This is a genomic window from Anaerotruncus colihominis, from assembly GCF_010206195.1.
GTDB lineage: Bacteria > Bacillota > Clostridia > Oscillospirales > Ruminococcaceae > Anaerotruncus > Anaerotruncus colihominis_A.
The window spans coordinates 1-17,840 of the sequence record NZ_VIQT01000013.1 but is presented as its reverse complement, the minus strand read 5'-3'; the positions used below and the strand labels follow the sequence as shown (position 1 = coordinate 17,840).

At 53.9% G+C, this 17,840-nt stretch carries 14 protein-coding genes and 2 pseudogenes; 5 read left to right on the top strand and 11 right to left on the bottom strand.

Going from position 1 to position 17,840, the window contains the following annotated elements; all coding sequences use genetic code 11:
* Positions 1 to 291: 291 nt before the first annotated feature.
* From FMM72_RS10180 to FMM72_RS10150, 7 genes are all read right to left on the bottom strand, one after another.
* Positions 292 to 1,509, bottom strand: coding sequence for a VWA domain-containing protein (locus tag FMM72_RS10180; protein WP_207710340.1), 1,218 nt, complete (start codon positions 1,507 to 1,509; stop codon positions 292 to 294).
* A complete protein-coding gene (locus tag FMM72_RS10175) occupies positions 1,484 to 3,787 on the bottom strand; it encodes a DUF5682 family protein (protein WP_162221365.1) in 2,304 nt (767 codons plus the stop codon). Before FMM72_RS10175 ends, FMM72_RS10180 begins: the two co-directional genes overlap by 26 nt.
* A complete protein-coding gene (locus FMM72_RS10170; protein ID WP_160209888.1) occupies positions 3,787 to 4,875 on the bottom strand; it encodes an AAA family ATPase in 1,089 nt (362 codons plus the stop codon). Before FMM72_RS10170 ends, FMM72_RS10175 begins: the two co-directional genes overlap by 1 nt.
* Positions 4,876 to 4,925: 50 nt before the next feature.
* Positions 4,926 to 6,761, bottom strand: coding sequence for a HEAT repeat domain-containing protein (locus FMM72_RS10165; protein ID WP_162221364.1), 1,836 nt, complete (start codon positions 6,759 to 6,761; stop codon positions 4,926 to 4,928).
* A gap of 18 nt (positions 6,762 to 6,779) precedes the next feature.
* Positions 6,780 to 8,213 (bottom strand): SWIM zinc finger family protein, encoded by a 1,434-nt coding sequence (locus FMM72_RS10160; RefSeq protein WP_162221363.1) that lies wholly within the window; start codon positions 8,211 to 8,213, stop codon positions 6,780 to 6,782.
* 30 nt (positions 8,214 to 8,243) lie between these two features.
* Positions 8,244 to 8,612, bottom strand: a complete 369-nt coding sequence (locus FMM72_RS10155; RefSeq protein WP_160209885.1) for a DUF4180 domain-containing protein — start codon at positions 8,610 to 8,612, stop codon at positions 8,244 to 8,246.
* 319 nt (positions 8,613 to 8,931) lie between these two features.
* Positions 8,932 to 9,291 (bottom strand): molecular chaperone Hsp90, encoded by a 360-nt coding sequence (locus FMM72_RS10150; RefSeq protein ID WP_162221362.1) that lies wholly within the window; start codon positions 9,289 to 9,291, stop codon positions 8,932 to 8,934.
* Positions 9,292 to 9,577: 286 nt separating this feature from the next.
* Here FMM72_RS10150 and FMM72_RS10145 point away from each other — a divergent pair, with 286 nt between their 5' ends.
* Both FMM72_RS10145 and FMM72_RS10140 read left to right on the top strand, forming a co-directional pair.
* On the top strand, positions 9,578 to 10,804 hold the full coding sequence (locus FMM72_RS10145; RefSeq protein WP_162221361.1) for a hypothetical protein: 1,227 nt from the start codon (positions 9,578 to 9,580) through the stop codon (positions 10,802 to 10,804).
* Positions 10,805 to 11,277: 473 nt separating this feature from the next.
* Positions 11,278 to 11,490 (top strand): helix-turn-helix domain-containing protein, encoded by a 213-nt coding sequence (locus FMM72_RS10140; protein WP_162221360.1) that lies wholly within the window; start codon positions 11,278 to 11,280, stop codon positions 11,488 to 11,490.
* A gap of 54 nt (positions 11,491 to 11,544) precedes the next feature.
* Here the strand turns inward: FMM72_RS10140 and FMM72_RS10135 are convergent, their stop codons facing one another.
* The 3 genes and pseudogenes from FMM72_RS10135 to FMM72_RS10125 all read right to left on the bottom strand — a co-directional run.
* Positions 11,545 to 12,201 carry a DUF2290 domain-containing protein gene (locus tag FMM72_RS10135; protein WP_162221359.1) on the bottom strand — a complete coding sequence of 219 codons (657 nt, stop codon included), beginning with the start codon at positions 12,199 to 12,201 and terminating at the stop codon, positions 11,545 to 11,547.
* Positions 12,194 to 14,335, bottom strand: coding sequence for a DEAD/DEAH box helicase (locus tag FMM72_RS10130; RefSeq protein ID WP_162221358.1), 2,142 nt, complete (start codon positions 14,333 to 14,335; stop codon positions 12,194 to 12,196). Before FMM72_RS10130 ends, FMM72_RS10135 begins: the two co-directional genes overlap by 8 nt.
* Positions 14,336 to 14,466: 131 nt before the next feature.
* A pseudogene (locus FMM72_RS10125) lies at positions 14,467 to 14,628 on the bottom strand (type II toxin-antitoxin system RelB/DinJ family antitoxin); the annotation flags it as partial.
* Between the two features lie 228 nt (positions 14,629 to 14,856).
* On the opposite strand from FMM72_RS10125, the gene FMM72_RS10120 reads away from it, so the two are divergent.
* From FMM72_RS10120 to FMM72_RS10110, 3 genes and pseudogenes are all read left to right on the top strand, one after another.
* Positions 14,857 to 15,750 (top strand): DUF6017 domain-containing protein, encoded by an 894-nt coding sequence (locus tag FMM72_RS10120; RefSeq protein WP_162221356.1) that lies wholly within the window; start codon positions 14,857 to 14,859, stop codon positions 15,748 to 15,750.
* Between the two features lie 6 nt (positions 15,751 to 15,756).
* Positions 15,757 to 16,245 carry a PcfB family protein gene (locus FMM72_RS10115; RefSeq protein ID WP_162221355.1) on the top strand — a complete coding sequence of 163 codons (489 nt, stop codon included), beginning with the start codon at positions 15,757 to 15,759 and terminating at the stop codon, positions 16,243 to 16,245.
* Positions 16,242 to 17,540: pseudogene (locus FMM72_RS10110) on the top strand (VirD4-like conjugal transfer protein, CD1115 family); the annotation flags it as partial. The gene FMM72_RS10115 and the pseudogene FMM72_RS10110, both read left to right, overlap by 4 nt.
* Positions 17,541 to 17,567: 27 nt before the next feature.
* Here FMM72_RS10110 and FMM72_RS17045 read toward each other — a convergent pair.
* Positions 17,568 to 17,840: hypothetical protein (locus tag FMM72_RS17045; RefSeq protein WP_207710339.1), on the bottom strand; the 273-nt coding region annotated here is incomplete at its 5' end.

Sequence of the window (17,840 nt, the reverse complement as noted above, 5' to 3'; positions counted from 1 at the left end):
CTTTGCCGGTTTTGCCGCCGCTTAGCGGCGGGCAGGCCACTTTGGGCCTGCTGCTGCGGCGCCCCGGACGAAGGACGAACCAGCAGAGGAAACGGTATTATCTGCCGAATGAAAAACAGATCACTGTGTTTTTTATCAAGGCGCGCAAGCGCATGACGGCTGGGGGAAACAGACTCCCCGGCAACCTATAAAAACCCCCGGCTCGCCTCTGCGGGCCGGGGGTTTTTATAGGTTGCCCTGCGGCCATTTTGCAATGCTTCTGCATCGCAAAATGGCCGCTCGCGTGAAGCTTTACGCTTTCTTTTTGATATGCCCAAACGCTGTGAGGTCGTGCCCCTTGAGCGCCGCCTCCAAAAGCTGCGGCAAAAGCTGCGGCGTACAGGCAAAGCAGGGAATTCCAAGCGCGCTGACACGCTGCGCCATATGCGCGCTGTAATACGGGCTGCCGCTGTCCGACACGGCCAGCAGGCTGATCACTGTGACGCCGGACGCTTTCATGTCCTCCAGACGGCGCAGCAGGCCAGCCTGGTTGCCGCCTTCGTCCAGATCGCTGATCAGGAAAAAAAGCGTTTTGGCCGGCTGCTCAATGAACTGCTGGCAATAGGCGACCGAACGGTTGATATCGGTGCCGCCGCCGAGCTGAATGCCATAGAGCAGATCAACAGGATCGTCGCTTTTTTCAGTCAGGTCGGTGACGGACGTATCAAAGGCCACGATACGCGTTTTGATCGCGTTCATGCTGGCGAGGATACACGCCATGATCGATGAAAAGATCACCGATTCGCCCATGGAGCCGCTTTGGTCGATGTCAAGGATGACCGTCCAGTTGTTTGTACGGTTGGAGCGGTCAAAGAAAAAGAAACGTTCCGGAAGAATGGTCTTTAAATCGGGATTATAATTTTTCAGGTTTCGTTCAATCGTCATCTTATAATCGAGCGCGGCGGCCGAGGGCAGCGGCGAATGTGCACGCCGGTTGAGCGCCGCTGTTACAGCGCGGCGGATATCGTTTTCCAGCATACGGTTGATTTCTTCCACGATTTTTTTGATGAATGCACGCACGCTCTCTTTTGACCGTTTCGGGATCTGGTCGCGCAGTGTCATCAGCGTGGAGGCCAAGCCAATGTCCGGCTCCAGGTTTTGCAATAGCTCCGGTTCAAACAAAAGCTGCCGCAGCCCGCGCCGCTCGATGGCGTCGCTCTGGATCACGGTGACGATTTCACGGTCGAACAGGGCGCGCACATCGCCGAGCCACTTGGAGATGCGCGGGCTTGACGGGCCGCTGCCCGCGCCGCGTCCGCCGAGCGCGTCGGCTCCAGCGCCGCCGCCATAGATGGCGCCGAGCGCCTGGTCCATCAAAAGCTGTTCCTCAGTCAGCCCGCACGCGCCCATGCGCTCCAGGCGCTCCTGCGCCTGTGCACCCAAAATCAGCCGCCAGCGCGCGAGACGCTGCGCGGGATCGATTGCGGTATTCATGGCAAACACCTCACAAATCGTCAAAATCGAATTCATCCAGCGCGTCCAAAGCCGCCTGCTCCGGTTGTGTCAGAGCAGCGCCGAGCGCCTCGCCGGCGCTGCGTGCGTCGACGCCCCACACTTCGCCCAGGTTTTCTGCGATATCGGTTCGCTCTTTGGGGGAGAAATCGGCAAAGGCGCGCCGCAGAAAGACGAGCGCGCGCTTAAATTCCGTCTCATCAAGCGTATCAATATATGCGCCAAGCTGTTCCCAAAGGCTCAGACGGGCGATCAGGGCATAGCGGTTTTTCATGGAAAGCCCCTCGAACCAGCCCGCGCCAAGCTCCGCGGGGACGCCCGGCGAAAGACGGCGGCGTACCTCAGCGGAAAGCAGCTCGTTCGTGATCTTCCCGCGCTCCAGAAGGATTGCCGTCGCAAAGCCGGAGAGCTTTGTGTTCAGATCGTCACGGTCGGACAGGTCGGTCAGGACAGAGAGCCAGCGCGCCTCGTCGATGCAGTCTGCATGATTGAGCGCGACGGTGTTGAGCGCGCCGATCGCATCGGCAAGCGCGCCGGCCGCGCTGTTGTCGCAGGCGCAGCTTCCCGGGAGAATGAGGCACGCGCGCAGAAAGAGCTGGCTTAAAATCGGCAGGAGCGGCGCAGGGTCGAGCCGGCGGATGCTGCCGAATCGGACAGCCGCCGAAAGGCTTTCGGCCGTGGCCGCGATCTCCTGCACGGCGGCTGTATCGACGGCCAGCCCTTGCAGGGCTCCGGTGGCCAGCACGACGGTCCGCGGCATACCGCACAAAAACGCGTCCTCCAAAATAGAGGCGGTCTCGCTGATGGACTGGGCGGCTTCCAACCGCTCCTTGAAGGCGAAAGCGGCCGCCAGCTCGATCGTCTCGCCGCGCAGGGCTGATTCGACAAGCTCAATCTCGGCCTCGGGCGACCATTGCAGCGTCCAGTTTTCCGCCCAGGTGGCGCGGTCCTGCCGGGAGACGCCCGCCGTGCCGAACCGGACGCCAAGCACGCGCAGACGGTGCAGGAAAAACGACCGGTTCAAATCGAGAAAGGCCGACTGTTCCGACTTGACGCGTGTGTTTTCACGCAGGTCCAATTCGAGCAGTTGCGCGGTCAGAGCCTTGTATTTTTCGAGTTTTAGTTCCCGCAGGCAGCGGTAAAAATCAGCCTGGATCGATGTGCGGCTCACACCGTCGGGCAGGCTGCCGATGCGGGACCCGATTTCCGTGTCGGCTGCGGCCTGAGCGACTTCGGAAAAATGGCCGTGCCCCATGCAGGCGACGGCCGCGTCGCGCAGGTCCTGTAGGACGGGAAGGGCCGGGCCGCGCATTCCGGCGAGCGCGCCGGCCAGACGGATGGCCTCGATCACCTCGGCGGAGGAGGTGATCGCGCCGTGCGCGCGCATATACGCGGCCAACCGCGTCAAATAAGCATAGCCGGCCGCGCCGGGGTCGCCGCTCCGGCGGATCGCGTCCCAAAGCAGCTCGTAATAGGCGGGGGCGCGGTTGCCCGCGCCGTAGCCCGACAGAGACGACAGCCGGTAGTAAGAGTACGGCATCAATGTGCTCTGCGCGGGCAGCGACGGCAGCGCGGCCGTCTCGCTGTCGGAGAGCGGCGCGCAGCGCTCAAGCCCCGCGATATGGTACGCGCCGGTGACGACAACGATCCGCTCATCGTCAAAACCCTCCGCAAGCGCCTCGTTGATGCGGCGCTTCATATACGCCTCGCGCACATCGTTTTCGGCCGTTTCATAGCGGGTATGCGCCGCCGTCTCCCGAAGCTGACGGCCGTAAGCCGCCGCGCCCAGCAGATACGCGCCGTCCGAGAGGTTATGCTCAAACCGCCGCTCCCAGTACGCCTCCTGGTCCGGCTCGCCGGCCAGACGCGCGAGCGCGTCGTAAACAGCGCCGGTCGACCGCCCGGCCGGGAGTTCTTCACGGCTGCCCGCACAGTCATCCCCGCTGTCGGTTTCCTCCATGCGCCGTGCGCGCGCGTCAGCCATCGCCAAAAACGTCCCGGACGGCAGATCGATGAAACGGCAGGCTTTCTGGTTGCGGTGCGCCCACAGGATGGCCTGATATTCCGGGGAATAGACGGCGAACGGGTAAAGGATGCTGCGCACGGGGACCGTTTCGCTGTAGGCCATGATGGCGACGGGCGGCTTCACGCCGTTGAGGCAGAGCTGCGGGATCAGCCCGGAAAGGTCGCTCGGCCCTTCGATCAGTACCAGGTCGGGCCGGCGCGCATCGAGCAGGCGCAGCAGATGGTGCGCGCCGCCCGGCGACAGGTGGCGCACGCCGAACAGGATGGGCATTATGCGTTCAGCTCCTTGCAGGCCTGATAGAGCGCGCGCAGCTTGGCGCCGCGCTTTTTCATGACGTTTTCAAGATATTCTTTCCAGGCGACGGCGTCCTTCTCCTCATCCTTGACGACAGCGCCCTGAAGCGCGGCGGCAAGGTCGCTGTCGCGGATGACGCCGTCGCCGAAGCTGGCCGCGAGCGCCATGCCGTTTGCCAGAAGCGAAATCGCTTCGGCGGTGGAGAGCACGCCGCTGGTCGTTTTGAGCTTTTGCGATTTGTCGAGCGTCACGCCGCCGCGCAGCTCGCGGAAGATCGTGACGACATTTTCGACAAGCTCTGCGCCCGGCGCCTGTGCGCGCAGGCCAAGCGAACCGGAAAGCTGCTCCACGCGCGTGCGCACAATTTCGATTTCTGTTTCAATATCGGCCGGCGCGGGCAGCACGACAATATTAAAGCGGCGCTTGAGCGCGGCCGACATCTCGTTGACGCCCTTGTCGCGCGTGTTGGCGGTGGCAATGACAGAGAAGCCCTTTTTGGCGGGCAGCTCAAACGCAAGCTCCGGCACGGAGACGCGCTTTTCTGACAGAATGGAGATCAGCGCGTCCTGCACCTCGGAGGCGCAGCGTGAGATTTCCTCCATACGGGCGATGGTGCCCGTTTCCATCGCGCGGTAAATCGGGCTTTTGATCATCGCCTCGCGCGAGGGCCCCTGTGCGATCAGCATTGCATAGTTCCAGGAATAGCGGATCTGTTCCTCGGTCGTACCGGCGGTACCCTGGATAACCTTGGTCGAATCGCCGTTGATCGCCGCGCACAGATGCTCCGACAGCCACGATTTGGCGGTGCCGGGTTCCCCGATCAGCAGCAGGGCGCGGTCGGTGACGAGCGTTGCGATCGCGATTTCCACCAGGCGGCGGTTGCCCATGTATTTCGGCGTGATCGTCACGCCCTTGGCGGCGCCGCCGGTGATATAGGTGAGCACCGAGCGCGGCGACATGCGCCAGCCGGTGGGAACAGGGTCCTGCTCGGCGGCAATCAGCGCGTCAAGCTCGGTCTGATAAAGCTCCTCCGCGGGGAGGCGCTGGAATTCTGTATTGGCCATGCGTGGGTTCGTCCTTTCTGTTTTTTTGGATTGCACGCGGCGCAGATTGTTCACCGGCGCGCCCATTCCGCCTGAAGCCGCGTCAGTTCCGCCTGCTTTGTCTGCTCCGGCATGGGGAATTCGTCGTACTGAGCGGCGGCAGTATACCGCCTAACCCTGCGCCGCTCCGCGTCGCTGAGCGCCTTGAGCGTCCGCGGGATCAGGCCGCTGAAATCCTGCTGCCCACAGTGGCGCAGGTCATAGAGCGTTTCAAAGCCCGCGCCGCTTTTTCCAACCCGGTCGAGCAGATACGACCGCAGCAGCGCGCAGCTTTCGGCGTCATGCGGATTGACAATGCGGGAAAACCAGCTTGGAACCATATTACTGCGGCCGGAGTACGGTTGGCCAAGCGCCTGGCTCCAGTGGCCGTATTTTAAAATCATGCGCAGCCAGCGGATACCAAGCGAATCGGTGAAGGTGCGCAGGCTGGTTTCAACCGCCATGCCGATGCGTCCTGTTTCGCTGTTATAATAAAGGGTCCGCATCACCCACAGCAGCGGTTCCGACTGCCCGGGATCGCCAAAGAACGGTTCGAAGGCGTCATAAGCCGCGTCGGTGTCGGTCAGAAGCGCCGCCGCAAAACCGGCGATCCGGTATGGCTCGCCGCAGCGGCTGTAAAGCGCCTGCACAGGGCCGGCCGCCGCCGGATCGGCCAGCATTGTCTGTATCAGGCGAAAGTTGACGGACATCAGCGGCGTGAATGGGGCGGGCGGCAGATTGGCGGCGCCGAACATGCCGTGTATGATCCGGCTCATGTATTCGGCGCTGATATATCCGCCGCCGCGCATGGCCGGCGATGCGCCGAACCGCTTGAGCGCCGCGAACAGCTCAGGCGAGGTTTTATGTACGATGGCGCGCAGCAGGCTGTGCACATATGCTTCACGTTCCTGAGGGCATGGCTGCGGGCCGGCGGCGTCCGCCTCATCGGCCAAGCGGACGAGCAGTTTTGCCACGGCGTCCGAGACAAGATCCGAATTCGTCTCATACACCAGATCAAGGGTATCGGCCGATACATTGGCGTCTGTCAGGCGGCCAAGCCAGAAAGCGTCGGCCTGATCCCCGCGCATCTGGGAAAGCGCCTCAAGCGCCGCGGAACGAACGCCGCCCTTTCCCTTGCCGGCATATGCGATCAGAAGCGGGATATTATCCGGGTCGTGGCGCAGCGCGCGCACGGCGGCTTCCCGGATGGCGGTCGAGCCTTCCTCGGCCAGACGCAGGTAAAGCGTGTTTTCACGCGCTCCGGCTGCCGCCTGAATGATGTCGATGCGGCGGACCATGTCCTTTTTCTTGCTTGCCGGGTCCAGCCCGCGCTTGAGCAAAGGCACGGCCTGCGGCATGTCGGAAAGAACCCGCGCGGCCAGGTCGGCGATCTCGCTGTAGCTGTCGCCGAGCGCGCCGGCGAGCGCCTCCATCAGACGAAAGTCGCGCAGCGCGGGGAGGTTTTCTTCAAGAGCCGTGCGGAGGATTTCATAGCGGCCGCTGCCGCGCGTAGTCAGGGCGGTGTAAAGCGCCGACAGCTCGCTGTAGCGCGCGCCTGAATCGACGCCGGGACAGTTGACGGCGATCGGTTCCAGCTCGCCCTGTACGCCGCAGCCGGCCTGCGTCAGCACGACGGCGTCGACAAGCGTGATCGCGTCGAGCAGCGCGGACGCCTTGCCGTCACAGGCCGGATCGGCCAGCGGCGCGGCGAGCTGATAGATGCGCGCGAGCACAGGCGAGGACGCCTGTGCCTGCGCGAGCTGCTCGAGCGCCCGCGTCAGGCGGAAATCCTCGCCGATGACGTTTAACCCGGCAATGGCGCACGCGTGCAGGCGTTCCTGCAATTCCTTCAAAAGGGACAAAGCCATTTCATATACACTCCTTCCTCAAAGGCTCAACCGCACAATCCGGTCGCCGCAGACAATGGAAAGCGGCTCGAGCAGGATACGCCCGCGCTTGGCGTCGTAAAAAAACCTGCCGGCAAGCACCTGGTTTTCCAGCAGACCGGCGTCGGGCAGACAGTCCAGACAGGCCGTGGCGGACGGGGAACCGCGCCCGCACAGCTCGATCGTAGCACCGGTACGGTCGCGCAGCGCGCAGACGCCCTGCGTCTGGCCAATCTGCTCATAGGCGATCAGACAGACAGCCGTCTTTTCAGACAGAGCGTTTTTGATCTGGTTTTTGACCTCCTTGACCGCGGCGGCCAGATCGGTCCGGGCCGCCGCGCGGATGGCCGCGCAGTCGGCCGGCGTGAGCGGCCGCGATGTGAACGATTCCCAGCGCACGCGGCGGTTTAATTCGCCCGGATAAAGATACAGACGCGGAATTTGCAGGCATTGCAACACCGTGTCATCCTGTTTGATGTACTTGATTGCCTTGAGCGGCCGCAGATTTTCCTTTTTATAGACGGCGCCTGTCGCAAGCTCGACCCAATAGCCCGTGTCTATGTATTCGGCGCGCGCCGTGTCAAATTCAATCGTGAAGGAAAGCTGCACCAGAGCGGCATTGTCGTGGTAAAGGCCAAGCTCGTCGAGCTGCGAAAGCTGCCAGATATAGCCGATGCGGTCGTACAGCGTCGAATCCTCCATACTGACGGCGCCGCCCTCGACCTTTCCCTGCAAAAAAGCGCGGGCTTTTTTGGTGGTGGCGTGTAATTGGACAAGAATTTCGATGGTCCGGCGGCGGCTGTCCTCCTCGCGCGCGGGATCGTCCTGCAACGCCTCCAGTTCCAGCAGGATGGCGTTGATAAGCGCCTGCGGGCCGGGCAGATAATAGTCGCCCATCTGCTTGGCCAGCGAACGATAGGTTTGTATGGAACCGCCCGAAAGCGCCGCCAGGCCGCTGGTCATCACATCGCTTACAAATCGGTCGGCAAGCGCAAGCCCTTCGAGCTGTTTTTGCATTTTTTTGGCGAGCGCGGCCGCATTTGTCTTTTTCGGCGCGGATTTGGTGTCCGTACCGGCGGCCTTGGCCGCTTTGCGCTGCTCCAGCCTGCCGCGCTTGGCCAAAATATCATCCGGAATTTCGCATGGCTCAAATGTCCGGCCGCCGAGCGCCTCCATCAGCAGGGCGAGCGCATGCTTGCAGGGAATCTGACGGCTTGGGCAGCTGCACCGGAGCACCGGCGCAGCCGGATCAATAAAATCGGCCGAGGTGTGGTATGGGTTTTTGCCGCTGCCTTTGCAGTCGCCGCATAAAAATGTACCGTCCTCCGACTTGCTGAGATTGATAAAATCGCCGTGCGCCGCGATTTTTTTGGCGTTACCGAGCGCGGCCGCATTTGGCGCGAGCGCATGGATCAGCTCCTCCGTTATCTGCATATCAGGTCCTCCTGTTTTTGTACAGTCATTTCATTGCACGCCTGCGAGCCGTTTAACAGCTTCGTCAGCGGTGGCGGTGAAAAAAATATCGTTTCCGCGGTTGCTTTCACGGATAAAATCGCGCAGGGGCTTGCTGGTATATTCTGAAAAGTCGCCGTAAACAGCGAGCTTGGCATGGTAGTTGATAAATTTTTGAAGGACCTCGCCTGCAAGGCAGGTGCTCAGGATGAAAAACGATTCAGAAAGCGCCTGCCGGTTGAGCGCAATCCGGTCTGCGCCGGTTTCATAGCGGACGTCCGCCAGCAGCCCAAGCGCGGAGGCGGCGTCCGTGATCAACGGCTGGTCGCTGTCAATCAGCGCGATGACCCGACCGTTTTGCTCAAAAGTTTTCAAATGCATGGCTTTAGATAGCTCCCCTCCCATATCGGCCAGATTTTTGAGCCTGTATTCATATCGGAAAGTGGCGGCCTGGCGAGCATTTTTTTCACCAGACAAGCGGATTGCCTGCAGGAATATGCGTGTATTTCAAAAGGAATCCACGCGGTATGGCGGGAAAATAGCCGCCAAGACGGCGTTTTCCGGTGTGAATACAGGTTCTTTGTACAAAGGACGGCCGCAAACAGATGCTTGCGGCCGCCCGGCGTTCATGCCCTGATCCGGCTTTCGGTTTTGGCCATGTGTGATACCGTGTCCCGCAAAAAAGGAGGACGGCGCCTGTTTATGCCAAGAGTGCGTCCTTTTTTTCAAGGATTTGCGCGACAATCGCGCAGGCGGGACAATCGCAATACCGTGCGCCGGCAGCCTTGATCTGTTTTGCGTGTTCAAGGATTTGAGCGGCCTTTTCCGCGCCGAAATAGGACGCGCCGGCCTCGGACCCGGCGAAGCCGATCAAATTGTCAATCGGCATAATATCCGCTTCCAGCTCCTTGATATACGCTTGCGTTTCCGCTTTTTCCGCGTCCGTCCCAACAGCGTCCAGCCATTTCTGCGCGGCCGCTTTTGTTTCAGCGCTGCAAGTCGGGGCATTCATCAGCTCACGCGTTTTTGCGGCAATTTCATTCAATACGTTCTGATTCATCAGCTATTCGCCAGCTTTCTTTTCATTCTTTTGCCACCATCCCGGTGGGTTGCCGGACAGGCGGCGGCTATATAATAATTTTACCATATTGGGGCGGCGGGTACAAGGCTATGCCGCGCAAAAACGGGCAAAGCCCCAAGATATGATAACCGATCCCGGCGCAGGGGATATTTTTGTCCGCCCAATGTCAATAAAGATCATTTTATAAAGCTTGGGAGAGGGTTTTCTTTTTCGATCTTTTTTGCTATAATTTGTATGATAAAAATTTTATGAGCGAGATGATCAGATGGATAATCTTTGTTTTGTAATTATGCCCTTTGGAGATCTCTTTGATGAACTCTACAAGAGGGTTTATGCGCCGGCGATCGAAGCGATGGGCCTGGAGCCTTTGCGGGCGGATGAGATTTATAATAACCGGCCGATTATAGATGACATCAACCAATCCATTTATCATGCAGCAATCGTGCTGGCGGATGTCACCGGAAGAAACCCAAATGTCAATTATGAATTGGGCATCGCTCATGCGCTGAAAAAAGAGGTGGTTATTCTGACTGCCGAACCGGACGACGTTCCCTCTGATTACAGGCATATAAGATATATTCGATACAACCGCACAGCTATTGATTGGAATCGAAAATTATCCGAGGATATTCAAAAAACATTGCGTCAGGTCCTTCTCCGGCTGAAGGATCAGAGCGCTGCGCAGGAAGGGCTGTTTGAAACAGACGACACAAACGAATGGAACAGCGAGGAAGAAGAGACGATCGCCAGAGCGATGAATTTAGGCATGAAGTTTCAACTGGATCCCCGCTCCCCGTCTCACGCTTTGATGAGCTGCATGGGCTGCCATGTCATGTTGGACTCCCTAAACGGCCCTGTTACCGAATTGGAGGCCGCGATGGCCTGCCTGTTAAATGAAAAGGTCCATGCGCTGATAAGCGAACGGCAAAAAGGCCACTGCCTGCGGATGCGCAGCGTTTTTTTCGGCACATATGCCTCGCACGCATTTTATGTTGATTATCTTTATGATCGGAATGTTCTCCCCATGTATACACAGCAGGAACTGTACCGTTATTTGAGCGATGAGTTCTGCGGGTGGTGTTTTGAACCTCACATCCGCTATATACAGGAAAATTTTGACCACGACCGGTTTAATGTGGACCAGGATGAATACTATTCCTTAGGTAGCCTGCCCCAGGAACAAAATCCAGTCTGTTTCAGGGAAAATTTCTATGTGGCGGATATCTCGGGCGTGTATTACAGCGAGAAAAGAGGCGAGCATTATTATCATATCGACGGGCTTTTGCCTTCCTCGCTTTTGGGTGCGGAACCAATTCCCAAGGAAAATCATTGGCTGGCGGATTGGGGGCAGAAGCGGCAGCGGTTCCGGATAGGGGATACTGTAAAATTTAAGGTGGAGAAAGTGTATAAACGCAAAGATTATAATCATACAAACAACGCTAGGGATATCACTTTTTCACAGCTGGAGGTCATATACAGGGCCAGAGCCTGAGACAGATGCGTTCTCGTGCAAAAAAATAAGGAACAAAAAAAGCTGCGTTTTGACTTGGATTCCCAAGTTGAAACGCAGCTTTTAAACTTGGAAAGCCTGCCCAGTTTGGAACCACCCCGGACGCGGGCATTTGCTTTGGACATAAGAAAAAGCCTGGAGCGCGAAACGGCTCCAGGCCCTTGCCTGGTGGCGCGCCTGAGGGGATTCGAACCTCCGACCTACCGCTTAGGAGTTTGGCGTTTCTTTTGGTACGATATACCCATCATAACTTCCCATTACTTTTGATTCGCTATGACATTGTGTGGTTACTGGTCAATCTGCACAAAATTTCGTAAAATGCCGCCTTGTTACGGCCTGTTCAGAATGTCAAATTAGCAAATTCTTAGCACGGATGATGGCAGAAAGCCCCTTCGCCACAAGGAAAACCAGATAGGCATAGTCAAAATGCCTACGAAAAATGGGAGGCCAAAATTATGAGTACATCGCAGGAAAAGAAGCTGCCGAGCAACAGAACCTACACCGTGGATGATATTGCCGCAATCCTTGGAATTGCAAAATCCACTGCATACCGTCTGGTGAACTCTGGAGAGTTCAAAACAATTCGCATCGGCTATGCGATCCGCATTTCCAGAAAGTCGTTTGAGGACTGGCTGGCGATGGAGGAACTGGGAAGCGAAACTAAATAACTGATAGTGCGAGCCATAAACTGCAAATCTATGGCTCGCACTATTTAAAGAACATTAAAGACAAAGAATGGCCTTATCAAAAGATGTGTATCCTGAATAATGAAGCGGCTGTAAATCAGAAAATATTGACGGATATTCTTCTGGGTAGAAGTTTGCAAAAATAAATTTAATGAAAGTGTTAAAGCACACTGGTCTCTTTGCACTAATTCTACATTCTGCATGCTGAATATGAACATGTGTTGCAGGATGCTGCTCGCTAATATTTGATGAATCAAAATCGTATCTGAAGGGACTTCGCATGGCAACTTTACTATTTAACATATCAATATCTGAAAAATACATATTTACTGCTTCACGGATTCCTAACTCATCGACATCTTCTTCAGGAATTAGAATAGGGGAAGGCCAGTACAATAAGCTTTCTTGTAATAATATGTTTTTCCGAAACTTGAAGAATACTCGAATAATTGATCCGTCAAAGAGAATACAGTGATAGGCTCCAGTCTCATAAATTGAAATATATTGGTTCAATGTTGTAAACGACTTGCCAGCATTATGTCTCCCCGGAACATGGTTATCCCAAGTTAAAATTTCCGTATCCTGATTACAGACGACGGCTATATCTTTTGTTATCCTTGATAGACCACATTCATGCAAAATCTGTAAAGTGTTAATTATTTGATCGCGAGTGTCTTCTACATGTTTATTCATCCTCTTCATCGACGTTATCACCATCTGACTTACTACTTAAAAACAATTTCACAAGAGAACTCAGTTCTGGAATTTGGGATGCATCCAAATCACCTTGATTTACTAGTTCAAGAAGGGTGCGAACGCCCTTTTGTGCTTCTTCGATTTTCTTAGTGTCAGACGCTGAACGCTCTCTATTTATAGTTCTTAACCTAGCCATTTCAGTTTTTGTTGGTATTTTAAATTCAAGAACATAGTTCTTAGTAATAAATTTGTTTATTTCCTCAATGAGTCCATCCATAGCGTAGCCAACGCCACATATTCTAACCCAAGCACGAGAACGTGTAATGGCTGTAAAAAGTGTATTCCTCAGTTTAATTAATTCAATACCGTCGTAACAAAAGTCTGCATTTACAATATAAACCATTGGCGCTTCGTTTCCTTTGGCTCTGTATATTGCAGAACAAGAAATACTCCCTGGAACTCGAAAGATATCACGATCATTGGTTACACCAGCGAGCATTGAAGATATTGAATATCTCGCAAGATGCTGTGCAAATCTTTGATACTGACTTTTAGCGGAAATAACGGAAGGGAAAATCACCAGAATATCATCCGGATCAAGTTCATCTTCAGTAATATTTTTCTTAATTTGTTGCGCAACATAGTCATACTGCATGTCTACATCTTCAAAACGCTTTGTTATAATTACATCCTTAGGGTCTAATAAGTCATTAAAATAAGGAGGTGTTGCATCCTGCTTTCTTGATAGTGTCACTTTCTTACCAAAAGACAGAGAGCCTTTATCCTTTTTGTAACCAATATCTTCCCATAGATTCAGCGTATCAAAATGCTGAACCAATTGCTCTCTATATATACCAAATCCTAAAGAATGTGCTAAAGCAAGTGCCCACGGCGGATTTCGATAGCAAACAGGTAAAATGATATCCTGCATCGGCTCATCTTGCTCATTTTTCAATTCAACTAAAGATTTTCCGTTTTCGTCGGTACCAAACATATCTTCAATGGAAGGCATAATCGAAGAACTCAAATTTTGCAATTCATCATATGCCCATACGATACGCTTGGGCTTTTTAACACATTTATATACCAGCTTAAAGAAAGAAGCGGGCAGATCTTGTGCCTCATCAATCAATAATAAATCATATAGAGGAGTATAGTTATCCGGTAAAATATGATTCAACTCGTCACATATACCTGAAAAAGCCTTCTCTCGTCCGTACTTTAATTTCGCATTTGCAAAATTAACAGGAACCTGCCCAATGGAACGAGCTATTTCAGAATAAATCCCCTGTTCAGATTGTGAACCCCAAGCATGAAACAAATGCAATTTATCCCAATTAGGCTCATCTCGAGAAAATTCAAACACAAATTTTGTGATTAAGTCTCGATATTGTTGCCATAAAGCTCTCGTATAGTAAGTTACGACAATATCCCACTCTGGAAATTGTGAATGCAAATATGCCGCTTTTAAAGCCAAAACAATAGTTTTTCCAGAACCAGCCAAACCTCTAATTCTTTGAGGTCCATCTACAATTTCTAACGCAGCTTTTTTCTGCCAATGATCTAAGTTAGCAATCTCCTTTTCTATTTTTTTAATAATATCTCCTTTTGACCCCGAGTTTTTGACATTTTCGCGTTTTTTCCTAGGTTTTATGCTAGCTATTCTTTGTAACGACTCAACTAAAACTTTATAATACTTTGTGTCGAATGTTGGAATTTCATCAATCGCATTTGGCAAATCATCAAATGTGGAAAGGATATATCCATCTTCTAATTCGCCGTCCATCTGCGCAGGCACAATTGAAATAACATGGGGATCTACAGCTAATGAACGTCCTTTTCTTAAGTTCGGATACTGTGTTAAAGTGTTTGTTAATTGGAAATATAGTTCGCCTTGTTCCTCAATAATTTCATCTAAATTTTCTAACTTAGTAAATATAAAGGCAACAATACCAATTTTATTACTGACAAATAAAGCATCAACAGTAACAGTGTTTTCTGCATTAGCGGAAAGCGGATATCCCAAATACAGCGTTGCATCATTTTGGGCATTTAATTTCTCAATGATTGGTATGAGTTCTTTAGTGGCCATTACATTGGAAATCCGTCCGCGCACAATATCCAAAGGCATATTATCCCTCCATTTTAGAAATTGATTTCAATACAATCTTCTCTAAATTTATTGTTATTATGGCCACAGAAAAGAGTCTGTGGTCATAATTTTTATTCTAAATTCTGTGGCTTAGTATAATCAACATGGTTCAATGAAATTTTAAACGGAATTCCTCCATCACGAATTGATTGACGTACAAAGATGTTAAATGCCGTGGACAAATTCATCCCGAGTTCTGCAAATAGTTCGTCAGCTTGTGCTTTCAATTCAGAGTCCATTCGGATGCTAATATTAGTAGTAGAATTACCCATAAGCCCAGCCTCCTTTTACTACACAGTATATGTTAAAAGTAGGACAAAAGCAATATGCAGCACGAAAATGTGCTGAAATAGAGTTAATATCCAGCGTTTATTCTTCTCTAAAACTACTGAAAAGGCTGCCGCCTATGGAGGCTCCCCTCCGGGCTATCCGGGCGGCGTAGAGGCCGTATTTTCCTCGAAAATAAACACTTTTCCTAACCGCCGAAAGGAGGTGATAACATGGCGGTATTTCGCATTGAGAAAACCCGCGACTATACAGTGATGTCCAACCACCACCTACGCAACGTGGGGCTGTCGCTGAAATCCAAAGGGCTGCTCTCCATGATGCTGTCCTTGCCGGAGGACTGGAACTACACCACCAGGGGCCTGGCTAAAATCTGCAAGGAGGGTACGGACAGCATTGGCTCCGCCCTGAAGGAGCTGGAGCGAGCCGGATACATAGTCCGCAACCGTCTGCGGGACAGCAAGGGCAAGATTGTGGATGTGGAGTATGTTATCTACGAGACACCCCATTCCCCGGACACGGGCCAGCCGTGTGAGGGCGAGCCGGATACGGCTTGTCCAGATACGGAAAACCCGGATAAGGATAACCCATGTCTGGAAAGCCGGCCGCAATTAAATAAAGAGAAAAGAAATCCTGAAGAACAAAATACTGATTCACCAAGTACGGAAGGATCAAATCCTATCCAATCAAGCCCCCAAACCCCCGCAGGGGCCAAACGGATCGGACCGGACTGGATGCGGGAGCGAGAGAGCTATCGGGAACTGATTTTGGAGAACATCGAGTATGACATCCTCGCACAGAACGAGCACATGGACCGTGACCGTCTGGACGAGCTGGTGGAGCTCATGGTGGACACCGTCTGTTCCCGCAGAGAGACGATCCGCATTGCCGGGGACGACTATCCGGCGGAGGTAGTTAAATCCCGGTTCCTGAAGCTGAACAGTTCCCACATCGAGTATGTGCTGGACCGTATGCGGGAGAACACCACCTATGTCCGCAACATCAAGAAATATCTGCTGGCTGCCCTGTATAACGCCCCGGCCACCATCGACAGCTACTATGCGTCCCTGGTGAACCACGACCTGTACGGCGGCGGAGAAAGGAGATGATGACTCATGCAGGAAGAAGTCACCCAGCGCACCGTTGCCCTCTGTGTGGAGGTCACCAAGCTCTCCGCCGGGATGCTGCAACAGGCCATGAAAAAGGTACTGGACGAGATGCAGAAAGGCGTGACCGGCCATAAGACCAAGCTGCACCACGGAAAGCAGACCCTCCGGCAGCTTATGAAGCACAACACCGGCGTTTCCAACATCGAGATCACCGACCAGAACATCCGGGCCTTTTCCGCCACGGCCAAGAAGTACGGCATTGACTTTGCTCTGAAAAAAGACACCAGCGGCGAGATACCGCGCTACCTGGTGTTTTTCAAGGGCCGGGATGCCGACGTTATCACGGCGGCCTTTCGGGAGTTCTCCGCAAAGAACCTAGAGAAAGAGAAAAAGCCCTCCATCCGCAAGGAGCTGGACCAGGCGAAGCAGCAGGCCAAAGCCCAGCACCGCCAGCGGGAGAAGGTCAAGACCAAAGACCGGGGTGTGGAATTATGACGGTTGACTTGAAAAAGGCTCTCATCCTCAATCTCCCGTATCTGTTGTTTGTCTATCTCTTTGATAAGCTCTGCCAGGCGGTGCGCCTTGCGCCCGGCCTTGACGCCTCTGAAAAGTTTCTGCATTTGAGCCAGGGCTTTACAGAGGCGTTTTCTTATGCAACGCCAAGCCTGCATCCCCTGGACCTGCTGGTGGGCATCGCCGGGGCGGTCATCGTCCGGTTGGCGGTGTACTCCAAAGGGAAAAATGCCCGCAAATACCGCAAGGGTATTGAGTACGGCAGCGCCCGGTGGGGCACGGCGGCGGATATTGCCCCCTATGTCGATCCGGTCCCCGACTGGAACATCCCTCTGACTCAGACGGAAAAGCTCACCATGTCCAGCCGCCCGAAAAATCCCAAGTATGCCCGGAACAAAAACATCCTGGTCATCGGCGGCAGCGGCAGCGGCAAGACCCGGTTCTTCGTCAAACCCTCCCTCATGCAGATGCACAGCTCCTATGTGGTCACCGATCCCAAAGGACAGCTTTTGTCCGAGGTGGGGACCATGCTGCGGCGGGGTGCCCCCAAGCTGGACGAGAACGGAAAGCCCATGCGGGACGCCCGTGGGAAGGTCATCTATGAGCCGTACCGAATCAAGGTTCTCAATACCATCAACTTCAAAAAGAGCATGAAATACAACCCGTTTCGGTATCTGCACTCGGAAAAAGACGTGTTGAAGCTGGTAAACACCTTGATCTGCAACACTAAGGGCGAGGGCGAAAAAAGCGCGGAAGATTTTTGGGTGAAATCGGAACGGCTGTTCTACACGGCCCTGATCGGCTATATCTGGCAGGAAGCGCCGGAGGAAGAAATGAACTTCACGACGCTGCTTGAAATGATAAATGCCAGCGAAGCCCGCGAGGACGACCCGGAATTTCAATCGCCGGTGGATATGATGTTTGAGCGATTGGAGGAACGCGACCCCGACCATTTTGCCGTCCGGCAGTATAAAAAATTCCTGCTTTCGGCGGGCAAGACACGTTCCTCTATCCTTATCAGCGCGGGCGCGAGAATGGCCCCGTTTGACATCCGCGAGGTGCGGGAGCTGATGGAGGACGACGAACTGGAACTTGACACCATCGGGGACGAGAAAACGGCGCTGTTCCTGATTATGTCGGACACGGACACCACCTTTAATTTCATTCTGGCAATGGTACAAAGCCAGCTTATCAACCTGCTTTGTGACCGGGCCGATGATAAATACGGCGGGCGGCTGCCTGTTCATGTAAGGATGATTCTGGACGAGTTTGCSAACRGTGCGACACGTTCCTAACTGAAAAGGTTAGGCGTGAAGCTGAGAAAAATATATGAAAATTGAAAGGAGTTTCGAGAACAAATCAGTTTCATAGAACTGATATTCCGACAGGTGGAATGACGGGGTAACGCCCTGAAACGCCTGCCCTAAGACTGCGCCGGGCATGGTGCAAGCGCAAAGACGCACTGTGTCCGAGAGCGCGCAGAAGTCGGCGGAAGTCTGCCCTAACGGGTCAAGCCGAGGAAAGCGTCCCAGCGGTGGGGTGTGCAGATGATACGCCGGGGGTCTATAAAATGCCCA

What these genes read in the sequence shown, in the direction of transcription:
- FMM72_RS10180 (WP_207710340.1), bottom strand. Translation starts at nt 1,509, where the DNA reads ATGAATTCGATTTTGACGATTTGTGAGGTGTTTGCCATGAATACCGCA.
- FMM72_RS10175 (WP_162221365.1), bottom strand. Translation starts at nt 3,787, where the DNA reads ATGCCCATCCTGTTCGGCGTGCGCCACCTGTCGCCGGGCGGCGCGCAC.
- FMM72_RS10170 (WP_160209888.1), bottom strand. Translation starts at nt 4,875, where the DNA reads ATGGCCAATACAGAATTCCAGCGCCTCCCCGCGGAGGAGCTTTATCAG.
- FMM72_RS10165 (WP_162221364.1), bottom strand. Translation starts at nt 6,761, where the DNA reads ATGGCTTTGTCCCTTTTGAAGGAATTGCAGGAACGCCTGCACGCGTGC.
- FMM72_RS10160 (WP_162221363.1), bottom strand. Translation starts at nt 8,213, where the DNA reads ATGCAGATAACGGAGGAGCTGATCCATGCGCTCGCGCCAAATGCGGCC.
- FMM72_RS10155 (WP_160209885.1), bottom strand. Translation starts at nt 8,612, where the DNA reads ATGCATTTGAAAACTTTTGAGCAAAACGGTCGGGTCATCGCGCTGATT.
- FMM72_RS10150 (WP_162221362.1), bottom strand. Translation starts at nt 9,291, where the DNA reads ATGAATCAGAACGTATTGAATGAAATTGCCGCAAAAACGCGTGAGCTG.
- FMM72_RS10145 (WP_162221361.1), top strand. Translation starts at nt 9,578, where the DNA reads ATGGATAATCTTTGTTTTGTAATTATGCCCTTTGGAGATCTCTTTGAT.
- FMM72_RS10140 (WP_162221360.1), top strand. Translation starts at nt 11,278, where the DNA reads ATGAGTACATCGCAGGAAAAGAAGCTGCCGAGCAACAGAACCTACACC.
- FMM72_RS10135 (WP_162221359.1), bottom strand. Translation starts at nt 12,201, where the DNA reads ATGAATAAACATGTAGAAGACACTCGCGATCAAATAATTAACACTTTA.
- FMM72_RS10130 (WP_162221358.1), bottom strand. Translation starts at nt 14,335, where the DNA reads ATGCCTTTGGATATTGTGCGCGGACGGATTTCCAATGTAATGGCCACT.
- FMM72_RS10120 (WP_162221356.1), top strand. Translation starts at nt 14,857, where the DNA reads ATGGCGGTATTTCGCATTGAGAAAACCCGCGACTATACAGTGATGTCC.
- FMM72_RS10115 (WP_162221355.1), top strand. Translation starts at nt 15,757, where the DNA reads ATGCAGGAAGAAGTCACCCAGCGCACCGTTGCCCTCTGTGTGGAGGTC.